The sequence below is a fragment of the Streptomyces sp. NPDC054796 genome (genome assembly GCF_053611545.1).
On the sequence record NZ_JBSHAO010000047.1, the window covers coordinates 1 to 15,393 of the forward strand.

13 protein-coding genes, 1 tRNA gene and 1 pseudogene are annotated in these 15,393 nt (G+C 72.5%); 7 read left to right on the plus strand and 8 right to left on the minus strand.

Translation table 11 applies throughout. The features are described from left to right. Nucleotides 1–118: 118 nt before the first annotated feature. Nucleotides 119–1,006 (plus strand): (2Fe-2S)-binding protein, encoded by an 888-nt coding sequence (locus ACWGJ2_RS30315; RefSeq protein ID WP_453349471.1) that lies wholly within the window; start codon nt 119–121, stop codon nt 1,004–1,006. Nucleotides 1,007–1,073: 67 nt separating this feature from the next. On the opposite strand, the gene ACWGJ2_RS30320 is transcribed toward ACWGJ2_RS30315, so the two are convergent. Next, a complete protein-coding gene (locus ACWGJ2_RS30320; RefSeq protein WP_453349472.1) occupies nt 1,074–1,913 on the minus strand; it encodes a nitroreductase/quinone reductase family protein in 840 nt (279 codons plus the stop codon). 682 nt (nt 1,914–2,595) lie between these two features. After that, nucleotides 2,596–3,012, minus strand: coding sequence for an IS200/IS605 family transposase (gene tnpA, locus ACWGJ2_RS30325; protein WP_453349473.1), 417 nt, complete (start codon nt 3,010–3,012; stop codon nt 2,596–2,598). On the opposite strand from tnpA, the pseudogene ACWGJ2_RS30330 reads away from it, so the two are divergent. Further along, nucleotides 3,011–3,500, plus strand: a pseudogene (locus ACWGJ2_RS30330) (RNA-guided endonuclease InsQ/TnpB family protein); the annotation flags it as partial. The gene tnpA and the pseudogene ACWGJ2_RS30330 sit on opposite strands and share 2 nt — an antisense overlap. A 311-nt stretch (nt 3,501–3,811) precedes the next feature. On the opposite strand, the gene ACWGJ2_RS30335 reads toward ACWGJ2_RS30330, so the two are convergent. Further along, nucleotides 3,812–5,047, minus strand: a complete 1,236-nt coding sequence (locus tag ACWGJ2_RS30335; protein ID WP_453349474.1) for an epoxide hydrolase family protein — start codon at nt 5,045–5,047, stop codon at nt 3,812–3,814. A 200-nt stretch (nt 5,048–5,247) separates the two neighbouring features. Between ACWGJ2_RS30335 and ACWGJ2_RS30340 the strand changes: the two genes are divergently transcribed. Together ACWGJ2_RS30340 and ACWGJ2_RS30345 are read left to right on the plus strand one after the other, a co-directional pair. Then, nucleotides 5,248–5,883 carry an RICIN domain-containing protein gene (locus tag ACWGJ2_RS30340; RefSeq protein ID WP_453349475.1) on the plus strand — a complete coding sequence of 212 codons (636 nt, stop codon included), beginning with the start codon at nt 5,248–5,250 and terminating at the stop codon, nt 5,881–5,883. 103 nt (nt 5,884–5,986) lie between these two features. After that, on the plus strand, nt 5,987–6,823 hold the full coding sequence (locus tag ACWGJ2_RS30345) for a DUF1963 domain-containing protein (protein ID WP_453349476.1): 837 nt from the start codon (nt 5,987–5,989) through the stop codon (nt 6,821–6,823). Between the two features lie 66 nt (nt 6,824–6,889). On the opposite strand, the gene ACWGJ2_RS30350 is transcribed toward ACWGJ2_RS30345, so the two are convergent. Continuing rightward, a tRNA-Cys gene (locus ACWGJ2_RS30350) sits at nt 6,890–6,961 on the minus strand. Between the two features lie 168 nt (nt 6,962–7,129). Here ACWGJ2_RS30350 and ACWGJ2_RS30355 point away from each other — a divergent pair. Next, nucleotides 7,130–8,071: an ABC transporter substrate-binding protein gene (locus tag ACWGJ2_RS30355; RefSeq protein WP_453349477.1), complete on the plus strand. Its 942-nt coding sequence runs from the start codon at nt 7,130–7,132 to the stop codon at nt 8,069–8,071. A gap of 73 nt (nt 8,072–8,144) precedes the next feature. Here the strand turns inward: ACWGJ2_RS30355 and ACWGJ2_RS30360 are convergent, their stop codons facing one another. After that, complete coding sequence (locus ACWGJ2_RS30360) at nt 8,145–9,005, minus strand: ANTAR domain-containing protein (protein ID WP_453349478.1); 861 nt, start codon at nt 9,003–9,005, stop codon at nt 8,145–8,147. A gap of 146 nt (nt 9,006–9,151) precedes the next feature. Next, entirely contained in the window at nt 9,152–9,397 is a 246-nt protein-coding gene (locus ACWGJ2_RS30365) for a DUF5133 domain-containing protein (protein WP_453349479.1), read from the minus strand. A gap of 289 nt (nt 9,398–9,686) precedes the next feature. Between ACWGJ2_RS30365 and ACWGJ2_RS30370 the strand changes: the two genes are divergently transcribed. After that, a complete protein-coding gene (locus ACWGJ2_RS30370; RefSeq protein WP_453349480.1) occupies nt 9,687–10,961 on the plus strand; it encodes an APC family permease in 1,275 nt (424 codons plus the stop codon). A gap of 126 nt (nt 10,962–11,087) precedes the next feature. Continuing rightward, nucleotides 11,088–12,797 (plus strand): AMP-binding protein, encoded by a 1,710-nt coding sequence (locus ACWGJ2_RS30375; RefSeq protein ID WP_453349481.1) that lies wholly within the window; start codon nt 11,088–11,090, stop codon nt 12,795–12,797. 377 nt (nt 12,798–13,174) lie between these two features. Here the strand turns inward: ACWGJ2_RS30375 and ACWGJ2_RS30380 are convergent, their stop codons facing one another. Together ACWGJ2_RS30380 and ACWGJ2_RS30385 are read right to left on the minus strand one after the other, a co-directional pair. Continuing rightward, nucleotides 13,175–13,426: a hypothetical protein gene (locus ACWGJ2_RS30380; protein ID WP_453349482.1), complete on the minus strand. Its 252-nt coding sequence runs from the start codon at nt 13,424–13,426 to the stop codon at nt 13,175–13,177. Between the two features lie 113 nt (nt 13,427–13,539). Beyond that, a complete protein-coding gene (locus tag ACWGJ2_RS30385) occupies nt 13,540–15,390 on the minus strand; it encodes a bifunctional sugar phosphate isomerase/epimerase/4-hydroxyphenylpyruvate dioxygenase family protein (RefSeq protein WP_453349483.1) in 1,851 nt (616 codons plus the stop codon). Nucleotides 15,391–15,393 lie beyond the last annotated feature (3 nt).

The following is a 15,393-nucleotide window of genomic DNA, read 5'->3' on the forward strand; positions in this document are numbered from 1 at the left end:
GCGGGCGTGCCCCGGTCGGGGGTTCCGCGGGGGGGGTCCCGGGGGTCCGGGGGGGGGGGGCGGGGGGGGTGGCCCCCCCACACCCCACGTGCGTGCGCGCCGCGTATACGGTGGCCGCATGGCAGGTACGCAGGGGCGGCAGGGCACGCGACAGGGGCCCGGCGCGGAATCCGGGACCGGCGAGTACAACGATCGCGACGGGGCCTCGGCGGCGGCAGGACTGCTCGCGCGGGCGGCGCGGACCGCCCCGATGACGGCGGCGATGACCGGTCTCCAGGGACAGCCGGACGGCGTGGTCGCGTCCGTACCCGCGGAGTTCCTCGGGGAGCGCGACTGGCTGGCCGAGCAGGTCAGGCTCTCCGCCCTCCGCTGGCGCACCGACAGCCTCCGCGTCGGCGCCACCCTGTGGTGGTACTCCGTCAGCACCGTGCTGCTCGCGCCCCCGCTGGTCACCGGCTTCCTCACAGGCCGCAGCGTGCACCCCGGACCCGAAGGGCTGGTACTCCAGCTCGGCGCCGCGGGGCGCCCCGTCGCCGTACGCCCCGCGCCGCACATGTCCGCGCCCGTCGACGGCGCCGCGCCGGGCCCGCTGCGCGGGCTGCTGGAACTGTGCGTCGACGGACTGGCCGGGGTCGCGGGGCTGCGCCCGCGCCCCCTGTGGTCCCTCGCCACCGACTCGCTGGCCCAACTGCTCTCGCGCGCCGGGCGGGAGAGCGGCCGGTTGGCCGACAGCACCGCCTGGGGCGCGGCCCTGGCGGAACGGATCGGCCCGCCGATGCCGCCGCCGCGCTGGGTGGAGGTGCCCGTGCCCGACGGCGGCGACGGCCTCTTTCCCGTACCTCCACCGGGCGCGCCGCGCGTGGAGACGTTCGTGCGGCGCGGGTCGTGCTGCCTGATCTACGAGTCGCCTGGCGAGGGCAAGTGCGCGAGCTGCCCGCGCCGTACGCCCGACGACCGCGCGCTGCAACTGGAGATCGCCGCCTCCCGGATGGCGTCCTACGGCTGACGGGCGCCCGCGGGCGGCGCTCGCCGCACGGGACGCCCGCCGCCCGTAGGCACCCGCTCGGTCGGTGTCAGCGGCCGGGCCCGTCCAGCACGGGTATCAACTGCTCCTCCTCGTACGTCAGATGGGCCTCCAGCTCCTCCGTGAGCCGTTCCACGTCGGCGAGCACCCTGGCCGGGTCCGCGTCGGCGGTGGAGATCACGCGTTGCAGCTCCTCCAGCAGCACGGCCACCCGCGCGTGTTCCTCGCGCAGCCGCTCCAGCGCCGGGACGAGATCGGGCCTGTGGGAGGCCATGGAGACGAAGAGCCCCGCGTCCTCCGCCGTGTGGTGTCCGTGGAGCCCCTGGCACAGCGTCAGGCAGTTGATCCGCAACTGGGTGCCCAGTCCGGGCCCCGACTCGGTGATCTCCTTGCGGATCAGGGCGAGTTCGCGCCGGTACCCGTCGTGCACCAGCTTGAGCGCGGTCCCCCAGGTGGGCGCGTTCATGCGCGGCGGACCGGGGAGTTCGTGGAGTGCGACGACGGGGATGACGCGCGAGGTCTTCGCCTGGTAATCGGCCCAGCCGGGGTCGGCCTCGACGGCGCGCGCGAAGGCTTCGTCACGCGCCGCGCGGTCGAGGACGACGGCCTGCGCCTCGTAGGTGAAGAAGCCGTTCTCGACGGTGACACGGGGGTTGGCCAGCACGTTGCGGAACCAGTAGGGATGACGGGGCGCGCCACCGGCCGAGGCGATGACGAGGATGCGCTCCTCCCCGTCGGGAAGATAGCCGAGCGGGGTCGTGTGCCGGGCCCCTGACCGCGCCCCGACGGTCGTCAGCAGGATCAGCCTGGCCCCCTCGAACATCCCGCCGACCTGCCCGCTGTTGGCACGGAACTCCTCGATGACCGGCACGTTGAACTCGTTGGGCATTCTCACTTCTTTCCTGGATACGGTCTTGAATACGGCGCCGCGGCCATTCGCGGGCATGACGGAACGACGGAATGACGGGACGGCGGAATGGCCTTCCTGAGCGGAATGCGGAGGGCCGAAAGGGAAAAGGCGCGCCGAAGAGACGTCCGGGCACGGCGGAAGGCGGCCGGAGCGTTGCGGCGCGTGGAAAGCGCGGGGTGCGAAGGAAGCACGGGAGAGGGGGAGGGGAGGCGTGGAAACACGGACCTCACGGAGGCGGCACGGCGGACTCCTGGCCCGCCTCGCACTCACGTCAAGGCCGGGTGCCTCACTCGATAATGGCCCATGGCCGACCCGGCAGTCACAACGCAGACAGTAGTGCGCCGAAGTCGCCGAGGCAACGCTCAATTTTCCGCTGCCCGGAAGCGGAATCCGGCCCGGAAAGCGGTTCCGGCATCGTCCTGAACGCCGAGGACGGGAAGAGGGCGTGGAAATTCCGGGCGGAGCGGGAGGATGCCGGGCGGGGCCGATACGGGGACGGTACGGGCCCGCCGCCGTGACCCGGAGAAAAGCGGAACCGGAATCTCGGCGGCGGGGGGTGCTCGGGCCGCGGCGGTCAGGCGGGGGCGCCGGTGGGCAGCTGAGCCCTGTGGCGCGGGGCGCCGCGGTATCGCTTCAGAGCGCTCCCCGGGGACAGCCGTGCTCAGTGGGGTCGCTTCTGGTTCTCGATGTAGTCCTTGACCACTTGGAGTGGTGCTCCGCCGCAGCTCCCGGCGAAGTAGGAGCCGGACCAGAACCGGCCGTGCGGGACCGCCTGGTTCACCCGGCCGGTGGACTCCTGCCGCAGCCGGCGCGAGGACACGCCCTTGAGGGAGTTGACCAGGTTCGAGAGGGCGACCTTGGGCGGGTAGTGCACCAGCAGGTGCACGTGGTCCTCCTCGCCGTTGAACTCGATCAGGTCGGTCTCGAAATCGTCGCAGACCTTCCGCATGATCTCTTCGCAGCGCGTCAGCATCTCGTCGTTGAAGACGGTCCGCCGGGACTTGGTGACAAAGACCAAGTGTGCGTGCAGGTGGTGGACGACGTGACGGCCGCGCCGTACACCGGGGTTTGGCGCCAACCACCAGCGCGCTGTGGAAAAGGTCGCGAGGCTGCACAGCAAGGTCCGTCGACAGCGGCTGGACCACGCCCACAAGACCGCCCTCGATCTGGTCCGTGAGCATGATGTCATCGCGCGCGAAGACCTCCAGATCCGCAACATGAGCAAGGCTCCCGCGCCGAAGCCCGATCCCGGCAAGCCGGGCGCGTTCCTGCCCAACGGGGGCGCCGCGAAGGCCGGGCTCAACCGCTCGATCGCTGATGCCGGATGGAGGGTGTTCCTGACGATCCTGCACGCCGAGGCTGAAAGCGCCGGACGGGAAGTGATCGCCGTGGACCCCCGCAACACCTCCCGGCGGTGCCCCGGATGCGGGCACACCGCCAAGGAGAACCGGCCCACACAGGACAAGTTCCACTGCGTTTCGTGCGGCCACCGCGCACGCCGACACGGTCGGCGCAATCAACGTTCTACGGGCCGGGCTGGTCCGTCGCGACGCCAACCCGGCGTAACGAGAAGCCACCCCGTTCACGGGGCGGAGGAGTCACAAAGGAGACCACGCAGGCGAACGCGACGGCGAAGACGGCCTTCGGCTGCTGGAAGGGACTGGCGGCCGGGCTCGGGGTCCGGCTCGGGGAGGAGCCTGTCATGAAGCTGCTCCGTTTCCTGCGACGAGGGGCGAGCGGCGACGGACGGTGCACGGCGAAGTGCTCGTGGGGCGGGCGTGATCGCGCACGCCCCACGAAACATTCACCCTGCATGTATATCGCGGGGGCCCGCTCTGCGGCAGTACGGAAGCGGTACGGAGACGGCGCGGGACCGTTCAGGGCCTGCGGCTGTGGAAAGTGCGGCGCAGGTCGCTCACCCAGGCGCCGGGGTTCTCCCAGGGGATGAAGTGGCCGCCGTGGTCGTGCGCGTTGACGTTGACGTGGTGGAACCAGGCAGCCTGCGGGCCGTCCTTGAACGCCCGGACGCGCTCGTCGGCGCCGTGGACGCCGGGCGGGTTCTCGTACGTGACGAAGGTGAGGCCGACCGGGGCCTGCACGACAGGGGTGCGGTCATGGGCGGGGGTCCAGGGATAGCGGTTGGCGTTGGCGTAGTAACGCATCGACGTGGCGATGGAGTTGTTGACCCAGTAGATGGTGGCGTGCGTGAGCAGCTCGTCCTTGGTGAAGACGGACTCGACGTCGCCGCCGTTGTCGCTCCAGGCGTTCCAGCGCTCCAGCAGCCAGGCGAGCAGTCCGGCGGGCGAGTCGCTCAGCCCGTGGGCCAGGGTGGCGCCGTCGAGCATGTGCACCGCGAGATGGGAAGCCGAGCGGTGGTCCAGCTCGACGATGCGGGCGCGGACGTCGGCGGGCTGGTCGTCGGTGAGGGGCCGGTTCCGGGCGAAGTCCCAGGCGCGGGGCCCTGTGAAGAAGTCGAGCGGCAGCCCGGAGCCGATGTGGATGCCGTACAGCTCGTCGGCGTACTTGTGGCCGAGCTGGCTGGAGACGATCCCGCCGATGTCGCAGCCCCCGGCGGCGTACTTCGCGTATCCCAGGGTCTCGGTCATCAGGGTGTGCCAGAGGTCGGAGACCTTCCAGAAGTTGACGTCGGGAAAGCCGGTGAGCGGGCCGGGGAAACCGAAGCCGGGGAGGGACGGCACGATGACGTCGAACGCGTCGGCGGGGTCGCCGCCGTACGCGGCCGGGTCGGCGAGCGGGCCGATCACCTTCGACCAGTGCCAGAACGTCCACGGCCAGCCGTGGGTGAGGATCAGCGGGACCGGGCGGGGGCCGACGCCGGGCTTGCGCATGAAGTGGACCGGGACACCGGCGACGCTCACCTGGTAGTGCTCGTGGGCGTTGATGGCGGCCTCGGCCGCGCGCCAGTCGTAGCCGTCCCGCCAGTAGGCGACCAGTTCGCGCAGATAGCTCGCCGGGACGCCGTAGGACCAGTCCTCGTTCCCCTCGTCCAGCGGCGGACGGGTCGACGCGAGACGGGCGCGCAGGTCGTCGAGGGCCTCGTCGGGCACATGGACGGGGGTGGGGTCGAGGGGGAAGGCGTGCGGGGTGGTCATGGCGTGGTTCCTTCGTGGTGGTCGCGGGAGACGTCTGGTGATGGATAGCCGGTTTTCCCGCTTTACGGCCAGTGAGTTTTGTGGGACACCACAGGGCAGGTCCGCCGCCGCGCGGCCTGATCGCCTGATCCCCTGTCCGTCCGCTCGTCCGCTCGTCCGCTCGTCCGCTCGTTCGCTGTCGACTCTCCCGGAGGATCTCCATGGCTCGTCACAGACGGTTGCGCACCGCCCTGGTCGCCATGACCGCCGTCACAGCCTGCTGGCTGACGGTGCTCGGCACGGCCACCGCGGCACCCGCCACCCCGGCCGGGAACGGCGCGGACCGGCCCACGGCGCGTACCGGGCAGGTGAGCGAGGTGGCCTCACCGCGGGTCGCCGTCCCGGTCGGCACCTACCAGATCAGGCCCTACCTCTCCAGGGACGAGTGCCTGCGTGCGGGACCGCAGGCCGGGGACACCGGTGTCTACGTCGGTGCCTGCGGCGACTCCACAGCCCTGTGGCGGCTCGGGCCGACGGCCCCGGCCCACGGCGCGCAGTTCATGGAGGTCCGCAACCTGTCCAACAACATGTGCCTGGACGAGTACCACCCGAGCGGCGCGACGACGGGCCGCGTCGACTTCCTTCAGTGCAGCCAGCGAGCCGACCAGGCATGGGACTTCCGCGGCGGCACCACAGCGCAGTCCTGGGTCTGCGTGGCCTCCAGCCCCGACTGCGACCTGGTGCTGCGGATGGCCGGCACGTTCACCTCCTGGGGCGGGCGGAACGTCTACACGTCCCGCATCACCAATGACACCAGCCTGGGGGACCGGCGCTGGCAGCTCCTCCGGGTGAGCTGATCCCACGCCCCTGAACCGGGGCGTGAGCGGTCGCGGTCGTGGTCGCGGTACGGCGTCCCGGGCCGGGTGGGTGACTGTCAGACCCTGGCTCTATGTTCCTCGCATGAGATCCGAGGTACGAGAAAAGCTGGACCGCTTCCGCCGCGCGGCACTCGCGCATGATGTCCCGTCGGCCGAAGTGGAACGGTGGCTGGAGGCCGCCCGCCCGTGCGCGATGCTGTCACCGCACGTGGACGGGCCGGTCGTGGGGCACTTCGGCGGTCCGCTGACCCTTCCCGCAGGCGCCGACGTCCCCGAGGACCTGGACCGGATGCACCTCATCGCGTCCCTGGACCTCGCCGCGCTGTCCGGGGACGCGACGGGCCTCCCGCTGCCGCACGAGGGCCGGCTTCTGCTGCTCGCTCATCCCGACGCGATGGACCCCTTCGGCACGGCGATATACGTCCCCGCAGGCGCGCCCGTCGAGGAACACCCTGTGGAGTACGACTACAGCGAGATCGACGTGCTGGCCGGACTGGACCCGGCCTTGCGGGGCATGGGAGAGCTGCGGCTGCGGTACGACGTCTCCCTGCCGGACTACGACTCGATCCCCGGTCTCGACGGACACCCCCACGCCCGGGAACTGCGCGAGGCGTGGCGGGAGGTGCGGGACGCGGACCTCCCTCTCACCAAGTGGTCGCAGGTGCAGATCGGCGGGTACGCCGTGGACGGGTACGACGAGACGGACCCGGTCAGATCCGCGGCGTACGACGCGGAAGAGGAAGCGGACCGGCCGGAGTCCGAGGAGCCGCCACGGCCCGAGGACTGGACGCTCCTGGCGCAATGGAAGCCTGCCATCGAGGACTGGGAGGCCGCGGAGGTCTACTGGTCGACAGCGAGGCAGGACATGGCGGCCCGGCGCTTCGACCGGACGCAGGTCTCCATGTTCTACGCTCCCTGACCGGAGGCGGCGTCGGCGCGGGCCCGCATGAGAACGCCCGCGTGAAAACGGCGGACCGGTCCGGAGAGGCCGTGGCGGGATTCGAACCCACGTAACTCGCTTTGCAGGCGAGCCCCTGAACCACTCGGGCACACGGCCGTGTCGGTGACACACGGGAACCATAGGCCGCCGTGTGCCCGGGGTGGCAAGAGAACCGGGTGCACTGCCATGAAGGCGCAACACCCGGTTCACACACCGGGTGCCGCCCTCTCCGCACGCCCTCGCGGTGTGGTGCCGACTCCCCTCGTGCTGGGCAGACTTGACACCATGACGTCCGAGACCGCCTGGCACTTTCTGGACGACCGAGGTCACCGTGCGACGGCGGAGCACCGTCCGCTGCGCGTGGTCGCCTATCTTCAGGCAGCGGCGGCGTTATGGGACCACGGACTCAGCTTCGTCGGGGTGTTCGGCTCCCAGCACGACGGGGCCGTGCCCGACCGCGCCAAGTCCGGGAACCTGCCACTGGACGACGTCCCCTATCTCGGCGCCGGCAGCGCACTGCGCACGGAGGACATCCTCGCGGTGCGGCCCGAACTCCTCGTCGCCGTCACCTATGACGGCAAGCGCGCCTACGGCCTCGACCCGGCGCAGGCCGGTGAGCTGGAGAAGCACGTCCCGACGGTCGCGCTCGGCGTGGGCGCCGGGCACAGCCTGACGGCGGTACGGGAGCGGTTCGCCGCGCTGGCCCGCGCCCTGGGCGTGGGGGAGGGCGCGGGCGCGGAGGTGCCGGGAGCCGAGGCGCTCGGCGCCGCCTCGCGCAGGCTCCGCGCCGCGGCCGACGCCGCGTCCCGCACGCGCGTGCTCGCCCTCTCGCCCGCGGGGCCCGACAGCGTGCATCTCGCCAGGCCCGGCGCGTGGGCCGACCTGTTCGCGCTGGCCGAGCACGGCGTCGGCATGGTCGAACCGCCCGCGGGACCCGGCGCCAACTGGTCGACCACGGGCTGGGAGGAGGCCGCCGCGCTCGCGCCGGACGTGGTGCTGAGCGACGTACGCGGCAACGCGGTCGCTCCCGTCGCCCCGGCTTCCCCCGTCGCCCCGGTTTCCCCTGCCTCTCCGGAGCGGACGGGTCAGGGCGCGGGGTGGCAGGCGCTCGCGGCCCGCGCCATGTTCGTGCCCTGGAACCCCGAACTGCCCTGTAGTCCGCTCGCCCACGCCCGCTTCTTCGAGCACGTGGCCGAGATCCTGGAGACCACCGCCCGGCCCTCGTAGCCGAGTTCCGGCCGGTTCACGGGTCTGCGCCTATGGGGGCTGCGGTTCTACGGGTTCTATGGGTTCTACGGGGCTATTCGGGAGCGCCGACGCCCTGCGCCGCGGAGGAGTCCGGCGGGCGGCGCGGCCCGAGGAGCGGGGAGGCGGGGGACTCGGCCGCCTCGATGACGACCTGGCGCGCGAGTTCGTGCAGGCGCCGCTGGTTCCTGCGGGCGTGTTCCCGCAGGAGGGTGAAGGCGTGATCGGGGGGACAGCGGTGCCGCTCGGAGAGGACGCCCTTGGCCTGCTCGATCACCGTCCTGCTGTCCAGCGCGCCCTGGAGCTGAGCCGCGCGGTTGCTCTCCTCGCGCAGGCTCAGGGCGAGGGCCGCCGCCTGCGCGAGGGACCGGCCGATCTCCAGCCCGTCCGCGTCGACGGTTCCGTGCTGGTGGTGCAGCAGGGTGAGCGAGCCGAGCAGCCGTCGGCCCCGCTGGAGCGGTATGGCGGTGACGGCGGCGTAACCGCCCGCGAGGGCGGCGGCGGTGAAGGCGGGCCAGCGGTTCCGGCAGTCCTCCTGCCGCAGATCCGTCTGCGGCAGGAGCGTGCCGGTGAAGCACAGGTCCCAGCTGGGCCCCCGCTCGTGGCGGATCTGGAGGTCCTGCAACTCACGCGCGCACGGGCAGGACACCGCAGCGTCGGTGATACGGCCCCCGGGCAGCGTGAGGAGAGCCCCGGCCGCGGCGGCGTCGAGGAGCGTCATGCCGTGCTGGACCAGGAGTGAGGGCAGCGCGCCCTCCTCCTCCGGCGCTTCCGCCAGAGCGGAGAGCGCGCGTGCCAGCCGCCTCGCTTGCATGGCCCTCGACATCGCGATGAACCACCGTCCTCCGTACTTCCGCCGGGCCTCCGCGGACACCTTGTGTGCCCCTGCCGCGCTGTCGTATTCGCTGAGTTCCACGCCGTCGCGAATGTAACCCGAAAAGGCGGCGGGATCGGGCATACGCGCGACATCTTGGGCGTCCCCGTACTCGGCCCCGGCTCAGCCGGGACCCGGCGGCGGCTTCGGAGGCGGGCCGGGCCGGAACAGGGGCCCGGCCCGGCAGGTCAGGCCCGGTCGCCGGACACGGGGGCGAGAGCGGAGTCGTCCTCCACACGTGCTCCGGGCAGCCGGTGCCGGGCCGCTATCAGTGCGGCGTCCACGTCACGGGTGCCCGTGGACACGCAGAGCGCGTAGGCCACGTCGTCCATTCGCTGCTGTACCTCGGCGCTGCCGTCCTCGGCGTGGAGGACCACCAGTGCCTCGTACTGCTCGATCAGGTTCCGCAGCACGGCGGAATGGGCCATGAGCACGGTGTTTCTCCTCTCGCTCTCCCCGTCGCGGGTCACGATAGGCGGTACCCATGGGTGAAGTGACCATGCGTACGAGTGAGGCTCGTATCGCTTCGCGAGGCATGAACGGCCCCGGAGAACCCACTGATCGGAGTGTGGCGCGCCACGCCAGGCGTGCGGCATCGCACGGACACGCCGTTCCGCTACCGTGCGCCCGGGCACCGCGCGCGTCCCGGCCGACGGCCGGCCGGGTGGGCCGGGCGGCCGGGACGAGGGACCGAGACGAGGGACCGAGACGAGGGAGCGAGCGATGAGCGCGCGCGGCACCCCGGCGGGCACGGGGGAACTGAAGCGACGGCTGGGCGTCTTCGACGCGGTGGTGATCGGGCTCGGGTCGATGATCGGCGCGGGCGTCTTCGCCGCGCTCGGCCCCGCGGCGGGTGCCGCGGGCTCCGGGCTGCTGGCGGGGCTGGCCCTCGCCGCACTCGTCGCGTACTGCAACGCCACCTCCTCGGCGCGGCTCGCGGCCCGCTACCCGGCCTCGGGCGGTACCTACGTCTACGGGCGCGAGCGACTGGGGGAGTTCTGGGGCTACTTGGCGGGCTGGGCGTTCGTCGTCGGCAAGACCGCCTCGTGCGCGGCGATGGCGCTCACCGTGGGGACGTACGTGTGGCCGGGGCAGGCGCACGCGGTGGCCGTCGCCGCCGTGGTGGCGCTGACGGTGCTCGACTGCACCGGCGTCCAGAAGAGCGCGTGGGCGACCCGCGCGATCGTCGCCGTCGTCCTGGCGGTGCTCGCCGCCGTGGTCACAGCGTGCCTGAGCGGTGACGCACCCCGTGGCGAGCGGCTGGCCGTCGGCGCCGACGCCACACCGGGCGGCGTCCTGCGGGCCGCCGGGCTGCTGTTCTTCGCCTTCGCCGGGTACGCGCGCATCGCGACCCTCGGCGAGGAGGTCAGGGACCCGGCCCGCACCATCCCCCGCGCGATCCCCCTCGCCCTGGGCATCACCCTGTGCGTGTACGCGGCGGTCGCCGCCGCTGCCCTGGCCGTGCTCGGCCCAGGCGGGCTCGCCGACGCGGGGGCGCCGCTCGCCGAGGCCGTCCGCGCCGCCGGGGCACCGGGCCTGGCACCGGCCGTACGGGCGGGCGCGGCCCTCGCGGCGCTGGGGTCCCTGCTGGCGCTGATCCTCGGCGTCTCGCGCACCACCCTCGCGATGGCCCGCGACCGCCATCTGCCCGGCTCGCTCGCCGCCGTCCACCCCCGCTTCGGCGTGCCGCACCGCGCCGCCATGGCCGTCGGGGCCGTGGTCGCCGTCCTCGCCGCGAGCGTCGATCTGCGGGGCGCGATCGGCTTCTCCTCCTTCGGGGTGCTGGCGTACTACGCCATCGCCAACGCCTCCGCGTGGACCCTCACCCGCGAGGAGGGCCGCCCGCTCCGCCTCGTGCCGCTGACCGGGCTGGCCGGATGCGCGGCGCTCGCCTTCGCGCTGCCGCTCTCCTCCGTCGTCTCCGGGGCCGCCGTGCTGGCGGCGGGCGCGGCCGTCTACGGCGTGCGGGCCGCGAGGGCGCGCGAGGGCGGGCGCTGAGGGAAGCGGCGCGGTGCGGGTGTTCCGCGTCGGACGGGGTTCCCTCCGGCGCACGGCGCTGTACCTTCCCTCTCACGCTCACGCCGTCGCTCGCGCAAGTGGTCAGCAGAAAGGCCGTGGTTCACGATGACCGCACCGGAAACCGGCTCCGTACCACCACCCGCCGCCTCCGCCTCCGCTCCCGCCTCCGCTCCCGCCCTCTCCTACGCCTCCGGAACCTCGGCGCTCCCCCTCCTCGGCGACACCATCGGCGCCGACCTCGACCGGACAGCCGCCCGCGTGGGCACTCGCGAGGCGCTGGTGGAGTGTGCCACGGGGCGCCGCTGGACGTACCGGGAACTCGTCGAGGACGTCGACGCCTGCGCCCTCGGACTGGACGCGCTCGGCGTCGGCAAGGGCGACCGGGTGGGCATCTGGGCGCCCAACTGCGCCGAGTGGGTCCTCACACAGTACGGGACCGCCAAGCTGGGCGCGATCATGGTGAACATCAATCCGGCGTACCGCACCCACGAACTTGCCTATGTGCTGCGGCAGTCGGGCATATCGGTACTGGTGTCCGCGCCCTCGTTCAAGACCAGCGACTACCGCAAGATGATCGATGACGTCCGCGACGAGTGCCCGGACCTGCGCGAGGTCGTCTTCATCGGGGAGCCCGAGTGGGAGCGGCTGATGGCGACGGGCCGTGCCGCCGACCCGTCGGCGCTCGCACGGCGCGCGCGGGAGCTGACGGCGGACGACCCCGTCAACATCCAGTACACCTCCGGCACCACCGGCTTCCCCAAGGGCGCGACGCTCACCCACCACAACCTGCTGAACAACGGCTACTTCGTCGGCGAGGGCTGCGGCTACACCGAGCACGACCGCGTCTGCATCCCCGTCCCCTACTACCACTGCTTCGGCATGGGCATGGGCAACCTCGCCTGCACGTCGCACGGCGCCACCATGGTCGTCCCGGCACCCGGCTTCGACCCGGCGGCCACACTGCGCGCGGTGCAGGAGGAGCGCTGCACCTCGCTGTACGGGGTGCCGACGATGTTCATCGCCGAGCTGGCGCTCCCCGGCTTCGCGGAGTACGACCTGTCCACCCTGCGCACCGGCATCATGGCCGGTTCGCCCTGCCCGGTGGAGGTGATGAAGCGCGTCGTCAGCGAGATGGGGATGGAGGAGGTCACCATCTGCTACGGCATGACCGAGACGTCACCGGTCTCCACCCAGACCGGCGCCGACGACAGCCTGGAGTTGCGCACCTCGACGGTCGGGCGCGTCCACCCCCACCTGGAGATCAAGGTCGTCGACCCGGAGACGGGACGCACGGTGCCGCGCGGCACCCCGGGGGAGTTCTGCACCCGCGGCTACTCCGTGATGCTCGGCTACTGGAACGAGCCGGACAAGACCGCCGAAGTCCTCGACGCCGCACGTTGGATGCACACGGGCGACCTGGCCGTGATGAACGAGGACGGCTACGTGAACATCGTGGGCCGCATCAAGGACATGGTCATCAGGGGCGGCGAGAACATCTACCCGCGCGAGGTGGAGGAGTTCCTGCACGGCCACCCCGACATCCTCGACGCACAGGTCATCGGCGTCCCCGACGAGCGGTACGGCGAGGAGCTGATGGCCTGGATCCGGCTGCGCCCTGGCGCCGCACTGCTGACGGCGGGCGCGCTGCGCGAGTTCTGCGAGGGCAGGCTCGCGCACTACAAGGTGCCGTGCTATGTGAAGCTCGTCGACGCGTACCCGATGACCGTGACGGGGAAGGTGCGCAAGGTCGAGATGCGCGAGACGGCGGTCGCCGAACTCGGCCTGCGCACCCCGGACCCGGCGCCCGGCACCTGACCCGCGTTCCCTCGCGTCGCACGGGGTCCGGTGCCTCCACGTGCCGTGACCTCGTGTATACGTAAGACCGCGTGATCATGACAGGCGGGGCCGGGAGGGGCACGGGGATGAGCGAGAAATCGAAGCACGAGACGCGGTTCGGCGTCTCGGACTGGATCGAGGGCGCGGTGTGGGTCGTCATCGCCATCGGCGCCATCGGCTGGTGCGTGGACAAGTTCACGGGCTGACACGAGCTGACACGGGCTGATACGGACCGAGCGTCCGACGGGCTCAGGGCGCGGGCTTGTGCCAGGTCAGCGAGTAACGGCGCAGCACATGGCGCCGGTAGCGCACGCCGGGCAGCAGCCGCCGTGCCGCGGCCCGCACCTGTGCGTACCTCATCCGCGGGTCGGCGACGGGCATGCCCCCGGGCCGTGCGCGCGGCCCAGCACCTTCACGGCCCGCACCACGGGCGCGGAGGCGACCGTCGCCGCCCACTCCGCCGGGCTTCCCTCGCGGGCGAGGCCGACCACGACCAGTGTGCCGCCCCCGTTCCCGCCCCCGTCGAGCGCGCGGGCGATCATCTCCGGTGAGGAGTCGATCCCGTCACCGCAGCCGACGTCCAGTGCGTCACCGCACCCCTCGGGCACGGCGCGGAGGATGCCCGGGTGACGGGCGACGTTGGTGTTCCAGTACGGCTCCTGGACCGGGTCGCGTATCGGGGCAGGGTAGCCGCGCGGGGCGGCGTGGGTCGTGGCGCGGGTCAGCGTGCGGGCCGGCCGCCCAGTTCGGCCGTGTGCTGGGCCGCGAGGCGGATGGTGGCGTTGGGCGCGCCGTAGCCTCGGTAGCCGCCGGTGCGCTGGACCAGTTCGAAGAAGACCTGGCCGACGGTCACCGTGTAGCAGTGGTGGAACTCGCCGTACTCGTCGCGGTCGTAGAGGATGCCCAGTTCGCGCAGCGTGGCCAGGGCGTCGTCCGCGAGGCCGTGGCGGGCGCCGAGGTCGTCGTAGTAGTTGTCGGGGATCGGCAGGAGGCCGCCGCCGCGCTCGCTGACCCGGCGCGCCGTGGCGACGATGTCGTCCGTGGCGAGCGCGATGTGCTGCGGGCGTGTCTCCCGCTCGCCGGGCACGGGCGCCACGTTGAGCGCGATGCGCAGGGTGCCCTCGTCGTTGGCGACGGCGCGGCTGCGGAACAGGCCGTACGGGTCGGCCAGGTCCAGGCTCTCGTTCGGCTGGAGGCCCAGCACGCTCGGGTAGAACAGGGACGCCTCGTCGAAGCGGTGCCACGGCTGGGTCAGCGCGGCGTGGTCGATCCGCGTGACTCCGGTGCCGCCCTGTCCCGTACCCGTACCCGCCCCGGCGTCCTCGCCCGCGTCGTCCCGGGGCACGGGCGCGAAGTCGTCCGTCCAGCTCGGGTGGTCGGCGTGGCCGGTGCGGCAGAAGAACAGCTCGGTGCCGTCGGGTGCTTCGACGGCCTCCAGGGGCACGTCGTCGGCCGTGCGGCGGCGCGGGATCACGGGCGCGAGGAGGGACTCGGCGCGCCGGGTGGCCGCGCCGGGGTCAGGCGTCTCCAGCCCGAGCGCCGTCAGCGCAGGCCCCTCGCGACGGCTCGTGCCGACCCCGCCCGCCGTGTTGACGACGAGCCGCGCCTCGCCCTGCTCCCACAGCTCGACCGGCTTTCCGCCGTGCCGCCCCGTCCGCGCGAAGCCGAGCGCGCCGAGCAGCGCGCGCAGCGGCTCGGTGTCGGCGGCGGCCAGTTCGGCGAAGGCGAAGGCGGAGGGCACGACGGGCGCCGGGGGAGAGGCGAGCCCGGCCGCCTCCTCCAGGGTGAGCAGCGAGCGCATCGCGTCGACGGCGGTGCGTGACGCGTCGGCCTGCCGGAACACGTCGTTGAAGATCTCCAGCGACAGCGGCCCGGTGTACCCGGCGCGGAGCGTGGCCTCCACGAGGCCCGCGATGTCGAAGCCGCCCTGGCCGGGGAAGCAGCGGTAGTGGCGGCTCCACTGGAGGACGTCCATCGCCATCCGGGGCGCGTCGGCCAGTTGGAGGAAGAAGATCTTCTCGCCGGGGATCCGCTCGATGCCGCGCGGGTCGGAGCCGCGCGAGAGGATGTGGAAGCTGTCCAGGCAGGTGCCCAGCGCGGGGTGGTCGGCGCGCTCCACGATCCGCCAGGCGTGGTCGTACGTGCTGACGTGGCGGCCCCAGGCCAGCGCCTCGTACGCCAGCCGGATGCCGTGCGCCTCCGCGCGCTGGGCGAGCAGGCGGAGCTGGTCGGCGGCCAGTTCGTCGTCGTCCACCGAGGCGGGCGAGACGCTGGAGCAGACGAGCATCATGTCGGCGCCGAGCCGTTCCATCACCGCGAACTTCTGCTCGGCGCGCCGCAGATTGCCGCGCAGCACGTCCTCCGGCACGGCCTCGAAGTCGCGGAACGGCTGGTAGAGGTCGATGCCCAGGCCGAGGTCGTCGGCGCGTTTCCTGACCTCCTCGGGGCTCAGCGGGCTGGCGAGCAGGTCGTTCTCGAAGATCTCGACACCGTCGAATCCGGCGGCTGCGACGGCCCCGAGCTTCTCGGAGAGCGAGCCGCTCAACGACACCGTGGCGATGGACTTGCGCATGGG